Raw genomic sequence first — 6523 nt, 5'->3', positions numbered from 1 at the left:
AAACGGGTTCGAACCGTCGACCTCAACCTTGGCAAGGTTGCGCTCTACCAACTGAGCTATTCCCGCGTTTCTATCGAAGCCTGACATTCTACAACGTCGTTTGCTGCGATGGGATGAATTGTAGCGTAGTTCTTGGAGGGTTCAGGAAAAACGCTACATTTTTTCATCTTCAGTGCTTGACTGCAGGCTCCACAGCCTTGGTTTCCGCCGGGGCCACGGCGGCGGCCTCCTCGTCGGACAGAGGCTCTGGCACACGTTCCAGCGCCACCTTGAGGACCTGGTCGATCCACTTGACGGGAATGATTTCCAGGCCGCTCTTGACGTTGTCGGGGATCTCCTGGAGGTCCTTGACGTTCTCTTCGGGAATCAGCACCGTCTTGATGCCGCCACGCAGGGCCGCCAGCAGCTTTTCCTTGAGGCCGCCGATGGCGGTGACCTCACCGCGCAGCGTGATTTCACCAGTCATGGCGACATCGGCACGCACCGGGATACCCGTCAGCGCAGAGACGAAGGCCGTCGTCATGGCCGCACCCGCGCTGGGGCCGTCCTTGGGGGTGGCGCCATCGGGCACGTGCACGTGGATGTCCTTCTTCTCGAAGGCCTCGTCCTTGATGCCCAGCATGCGCGAGCGGCTGCGCACCACGGTGCGCGCGGCTTCGACCGATTCCTTCATCACGTCGCCCAGCGAGCCGGTGCGCGAGATCACGCCCTTGCCGGGCATGATGGCGGCCTCGATGGTCAGCAGATCGCCGCCGACCTCGGTCCAGGCAAGACCCACGACCTGGCCGATCTGGTTGTTCAGTTCGGCACGGCCATAGGTGTACTTGCGAACACCCAGGTAGTCAGGCAGGTTGTCGGCAGTGACGACGACGGTGGGCTCCAGCTTCTTGAGCTGCAGGCCCTTGACGACCTTGCGGCAGATCTTGGACAGCTCGCGTTCCAGCGAACGCACGCCGGCCTCTCGCGTGTAGTAGCGCACGATGTCGCGGATGGCGGATTCCTCCACCCGCATCTCGCCTTCCTTCACACCGTTGTTGGTGATCTGCTTGGGCAGCAGGTAGCGGATGGCGATGTTGACCTTTTCGTCCTCGGTGTAACCCGACAGGCGGATCACTTCCATGCGGTCCAGCAGCGCGGGCGGGATGTTCATGGAGTTGGAGGTCGCCACGAACATCACGTCGCTGAGGTCGAAGTCCACTTCGACGTAGTGATCGCCGAAGGTGTGGTTCTGCTCGGGGTCCAGCACTTCCAGCAGGGCGCTCGACGGATCGCCACGGAAGTCCATGCCGAGCTTGTCGATTTCGTCCAGGAGGAACAGCGGGTTGCGCGTGCCGACCTTGTCCAGGCTTTGCAGCACCTTGCCCGGCATGGCGCCGATGTAGGTGCGGCGGTGGCCGCGGATTTCCGCCTCGTCACGCATGCCGCCCAGCGCCATGCGGACGTACTTGCGGCCCGTGGCCTTGGCGATGGACTGGCCCAGCGAGGTCTTGCCCACGCCCGGAGGTCCGACCAGGCACAGGATGGGCGCCTTGACCTTGTCCACGCGTTGCTGCACGGCAAGATATTCAAGGATGCGGTCCTTGACCTTTTCAAGGCCGAAGTGGTCGGCATTGAGCACCTCCTCGGCATTGGCCAGGTCGTGCTTGATCTTGGTCTTCTTGCTCCAGGGCAGGCCCGTGAGCACATCGATGTAGTTGCGCACCACGGTGGCTTCGGCCGACATGGGCGACATGAGCTTGAGCTTCTTGAGCTCGGCCTCGGCCTTCTTGCGCGCCTCGGCAGGCATGCGAGCGAGCTTGATCTTCTTTTCGATCTCTTCGATGTCGGCGCCGTCCTCGCCCTCGCCCAGCTCCTTCTGGATGGCCTTGACCTGCTCGTTCAAATAGAAGTCGCGCTGGTTCTTTTCCATCTGGCGCTTGACGCGACCACGGATGCGCTTGTCGACATTGAGGATGTCGACCTCCCGGTCCAGCTGCTCGAACAGGTTTTCCAGGCGCTCCTTGATGTCCACCAGGTCGAGCACGGCCTGCTTGTTCTCGAGCTTGAGCGGCAGGTGCGCGGCGATGGTGTCGGCCAGGCGGCCGGCATCGTCGATGCTGGCGATGGAGGTGAGGATCTCGGGCGGGATCTTCTTGTTGAGCTTGACGTACTGGTCGAACTGCTGCGTCACGGCGCGGCGCAGGGCTTCGATCTCGCTGGGCTTGTGGGTTTCGGCCTCGGGCGCCACGGGCACGACGGAGCCCACGAAGTGGGTCTCTTCATCCATGACCTGCTTGACCAGCGCGCGCTGCTGGCCTTCGACCAGCACCTTGACCGTGCCGTCGGGCAGCTTGAGCATCTGCAAGATGGTGGAGACGCAGCCGACGTCGAACATGTCGGCCGCCGTGGGCTCGTCCTTGGAGGCGGTCTTCTGGGCCACCAGCATGATGCGGCGGTCGCCCTCCATGGCCAGCTCCAGCGCCTTGATGCTCTTGGCGCGGCCCACGAACAGCGGGATCACCATGTGGGGGAACACGACCACATCGCGCAGCGGCAGCAGCGCCAGGTCTAGGGGGGTGGAAGGCAAAGGGGTATGTCCTGACATGGGAATCCTCGGTTTGTCAGCGGAAGATGGTCCGCCCACCGGTGTATTTCAACCCCGCAGCCCGAAAGGATTTCGGGCCACAGGGACTTGCGCTGCCGGACCTTTGCAGGCAGCGGCGCATCAGGCTTTCTTGGCCGCCTCGCGGTAAACCAGCAGCGGTGCTTTTCCGTCTTCGATGGTGGACTCGTCCACCACCACCTTCTCGACATTGTCGGCATTGGGCAGTTCGTACATGGTGCCGATCAGCGATTGCTCCAGGATGGAGCGCAGGCCACGCGCACCCGTCTTGCGCGCCAGCGCCTTGCGGGCGATGGCCTTGAGCGCGGCGGGCCGGATCTCCAGCTCCACGCCTTCCATGGCCAGCAGCTTGCTGTACTGCTTGACCAGGGCGTTCTTGGGCTCGGTCAGGATCTGCACCAGGGCGTCTTCACCCAGTTCGGCCAGGGCCGTGACCACGGGCATGCGGCCGACCAGCTCGGGGATGATGCCGAACTTGATCAGGTCTTCAGGCTCGATCTCCTGGAACACTTCCGAGATGGAGCGCTGCTTCTTGCTCTTGACCGTGGCGCCAAAGCCGATGCCCGACGCCTCGGTACGGTTCTCGATGACCTTCTCCAGGCCCGCGAACGCGCCACCGCAGATGAACAGGATGTTGGTCGTGTCGATCTGCAGGAAGTCCTGGTTCGGATGCTTGCGGCCACCTTGCGGGGGCACGCTGGCCATGGTGCCTTCGATGAGCTTGAGCAGGGCCTGCTGCACGCCCTCGCCCGACACGTCACGCGTGATGCTGGGGTTGTCGGACTTGCGCGAGATCTTGTCGATCTCGTCGATGTAGACGATGCCGCGCTGCGCACGCTCGACGTCGTATTCGCAGCTTTGCAGCAGCTTCTGGATGATGTTCTCGACGTCCTCGCCCACGTAGCCGGCCTCGGTCAGCGTGGTGGCATCGGCCATGACGAAGGGAACGTTGAGCATGCGCGCCAGCGTCTGCGCCAGCAGCGTCTTGCCGGAGCCCGTGGGACCGATGAGCAGGATGTTGCTCTTGGCCAGCTCAATCTCGTCCTTGCCGGCCTTGTCCTTGTGACGCAGGCGCTTGTAGTGGTTGTATACGGCGACAGCCAGCGTGCGCTTGGGCAGGTCCTGGCCGATCACGTAGTTGTCCAGGTTGGCCTTGATTTCGGCGGGCGTGGGCAGGTCGCCTCGGCCGTCCTTGGCCTCGGTGCTGGGCTGCTCGTCGCGGATGATCTCGTTGCAGAGATCGATGCACTCGTCGCAGATAAAGACTGACGGACCCGCGATCAGCTTCTTGACCTCATGCTGGCTCTTGCCGCAGAAGGTGCAATAAAGGTTTTTTTCGCTGGAGGAGCCTTTTTTCTCGGCCATGGGGTCGGTGCCTTGTTACAGAAATATGGAAAAGGATGATAACCAAATGGAAAGCGGCGTTTTCCGTAGGGGGAAAACGCCGCCCATTCTCATACAGCCTCCGGGCTTCAGGAGCGCTTGTTGATCACCTGATCGACCAGGCCGTAGTCCTTGGCTTCGTCGGCGGACAGGAAGTAGTCGCGCTCGGTGTCGTGCTGGATCTTTTCCAGCGGTTGGCCCGTGCGCTCGGCCAGGATCTTGTTCAGGCGCTCGCGGGTCTTGAGGATCTCGCGGGCGTGGATCTCGATCTCGGTGGCCTGGCCCTGCATGCCGCCCAGCGGCTGGTGGATCATGACCTGGGAATTGGGCAGCGCAAAGCGCTTGCCCTTGGTGCCAGCGGCCAGCAGGAAGGCACCCATGCTGGCTGCAATGCCGGTGCACAGCGTGGACACATCGGGCTTGATGAAGTTCATCGTGTCGAAGATGGCCAGGCCGGCGCTTACGGAGCCGCCGGGGCTGTTGATGTAGAACGAAATGTCCTTGTCGGGGTTTTCGCTTTCAAGGAACAGCAGCTGGGCCACGACGAGGTTGGCCGTCTGGTCATTGACAGGGCCCACCAGGAAGATCACCCGGTCCTTGAGCAGGCGCGAGTAGATGTCGTACGACCGCTCTCCGCGGCCGGACTGTTCGATGACCATTGGGATCATGCCCAAACCCTGAGTTTCCAATGCGCTCATGTTTTCTCCAGTACTAGGGGGCTACTTTAGCCGTATCCGGAAAGAAAATGGGGCTTGTGCGCCAAAGCACAAGCCCCGCAGATGCCAACCCGCCCGCCGATCTCACGAAGCGGCAGGCAGGCGGTGCTCAAACCCTCAGGCCTGGCCCATCAGTTCGTCGAAGGACACGGCCTTGTCGGAGACCTTGGCCTTGCCCAGCACGAACTCGGTCACGTTGTTTTCGATGACAACGGCTTCGACTTCAGCCAGGCGTTGGCGGTCGCCGAAGTACCAGCGTGCCACGTCTTCGGGCTTTTCGTAGCTGGCGGCCAGCTCTTCCACGTGGGCCTTGATCTGCTCGGGGGTGGCGTGCAGCTCGTTGGCGCGCACCAGCTCGGCCACCACCAGGCCCAGGCGCACGCGGCGCTCGGCTTGGGGCAGGAACACGTCTTCAGGGATCTCGGCCTTGTCGGCGTCCTTGATGCCGCGCTGCTGCAGCTCGGCGCGAGCGCCTTCCAGCAGACGGGCGACTTCAGCCTGCACCGAGGCCTTGGGCAGTTCCAGCTCGGCCTTGGACACCAGCGCGTCCATCACGGCCTGCTTGTTGCGGCCCTGGACGCGGAACTTGACTTCACGCTCCAGGTTCTTCTTGATGTCGGCGCGCAGGCCTTCGACCGTGCCTTCAGCCACGCCCAGGGCCTTGGCAAAAGCCTCGTCCACTTCGGGCAGGTTGGCGGCCTCGATCTTCTTGACCGTCACCAGGAAGTCGGCGGTCTTGCCGGCCACGTCCTTGCCGTGGTAGTCAGCGGGGAAAGCCAGGGGGAAGGTCTTGGACTCGCCGGCCTTCATGCCGCGCACTGCGTCTTCGAATTCCTTGAGCATCTGGCCTTCGCCGACCAGGAACTGGAAGTCTTCAGCCTTGCCACCGGAGAAGGTCTCGCCGTCGATCTTGCCTTCGAAGTCCACGGTCACGCGGTCGCCGTCCACGGCCACATCGGCCTGGGCGCGCTGCGCGAAGGTGCGGCGCTGCTTGCGCAGAATGTCCACGGTCTTGTCGATGGCGGCGTCGTCCACTTCGGCCGTCAGCTTCTCGACTTCGGCCGAGGTCAGGTCACCGATCTTGACTTCAGGCATCACTTCGAAGATGGCTTCGAACTGGGCCTCGCCCTCGGGAGCGCCTTCCTTTTCGGAGATGCGGGGCTGGCCAGCCACGCGCAGCTTGGCTTCGTTGACGGCCTGTGCAAAAGCCTCGCCAACCTTGTCGTTGAGCACTTCGTACTGCACCGAGTAGCCATAACGCTGGGCCACCACGCTCATCGGCACCTTGCCGGGACGGAAGCCGTCCATCTTCACGGTGCGCGCCACTTGCTTGAGGCGGTTCTCGACTTCGCTCTGGATGGAGTTCAGGGGCAGGCTCAGCGTGATCTTGCGCTCGAGCTTTTCAAGGGTTTCAACAGTAACGGCCATGTTTGTTCCTATGAGGGATTGGACCGTGCCGGCTGCTGTACAGCCCGCACCGTATTGCGCAAAAGTCACGGTGCAACGCGAGCCAAAGCCAGTCGGCCGCGCGGCACCTCAGATTTCAAGGGCTTACATCACATGCGCCTGGCCGCTGGGGACCGCACATGGTTCGCTCAACCCGTGATGTAAGCGAAGCCGGACATTATAAACGAGGCGGTTTTAACCTCCGGACGCGCGCTCTTGCAGGGGAATCCCGCAATCCGCCTGGCCAATGCGCCTCCTCTGCAGGAAGCGGGCTTGAGCAGTGTTCGCCGCAGTTGAGCGGCGTTGGTGCGTGGTGCGCGGGGGGCGGGGCGACTCTCTTGAAAAATCAACTACTTACGCTGATTTTGCGGGAATC

4 protein-coding genes are annotated in these 6523 nt (G+C 62.6%); all 4 read right to left on the bottom strand.

Going from position 1 to position 6523, the window contains the following annotated elements; all coding sequences use genetic code 11:
* Nucleotides 1-169: 169 nt before the first annotated feature.
* The 4 genes from lon to tig all read right to left on the bottom strand — a co-directional run bounded on the left by lon (nt 170) and on the right by tig (nt 6129).
* A complete protein-coding gene (gene lon, locus L995_RS24985) occupies nt 170-2584 on the bottom strand; it encodes an endopeptidase La (RefSeq protein WP_016445089.1) in 2415 nt (804 codons plus the stop codon).
* Between the two features lie 120 nt (nt 2585-2704).
* Nucleotides 2705-3967 (bottom strand): ATP-dependent Clp protease ATP-binding subunit ClpX, encoded by a 1263-nt coding sequence (clpX, locus tag L995_RS24980; RefSeq protein WP_012204530.1) that lies wholly within the window; start codon nt 3965-3967, stop codon nt 2705-2707.
* A gap of 107 nt (nt 3968-4074) precedes the next feature.
* A complete protein-coding gene (clpP, locus tag L995_RS24975; RefSeq protein ID WP_016445088.1) occupies nt 4075-4683 on the bottom strand; it encodes an ATP-dependent Clp endopeptidase proteolytic subunit ClpP in 609 nt (202 codons plus the stop codon).
* 135 nt (nt 4684-4818) lie between these two features.
* Nucleotides 4819-6129 (bottom strand): trigger factor, encoded by a 1311-nt coding sequence (tig, locus tag L995_RS24970; RefSeq protein WP_016445087.1) that lies wholly within the window; start codon nt 6127-6129, stop codon nt 4819-4821.
* Nucleotides 6130-6523 lie beyond the last annotated feature (394 nt).

Source organism: Delftia sp. ZNC0008 (genome assembly GCF_000799035.1).
GTDB classification, from domain to species: Bacteria; Pseudomonadota; Gammaproteobacteria; order Burkholderiales; family Burkholderiaceae_C; genus Comamonas; species Comamonas tsuruhatensis.
The sequence above is the reverse complement of the archived record's forward strand: the minus strand, read 5'-3'. Positions and strand labels throughout refer to the sequence as shown.

What these genes read in the sequence shown, in the direction of transcription:
- clpX (WP_012204530.1), bottom strand. Translation starts at nt 3,967, where the DNA reads ATGGCCGAGAAAAAAGGCTCCTCCAGCGAAAAAAACCTTTATTGCACC.
- lon (WP_016445089.1), bottom strand. Translation starts at nt 2,584, where the DNA reads ATGTCAGGACATACCCCTTTGCCTTCCACCCCCCTAGACCTGGCGCTG.
- clpP (WP_016445088.1), bottom strand. Translation starts at nt 4,683, where the DNA reads ATGAGCGCATTGGAAACTCAGGGTTTGGGCATGATCCCAATGGTCATC.
- tig (WP_016445087.1), bottom strand. Translation starts at nt 6,129, where the DNA reads ATGGCCGTTACTGTTGAAACCCTTGAAAAGCTCGAGCGCAAGATCACG.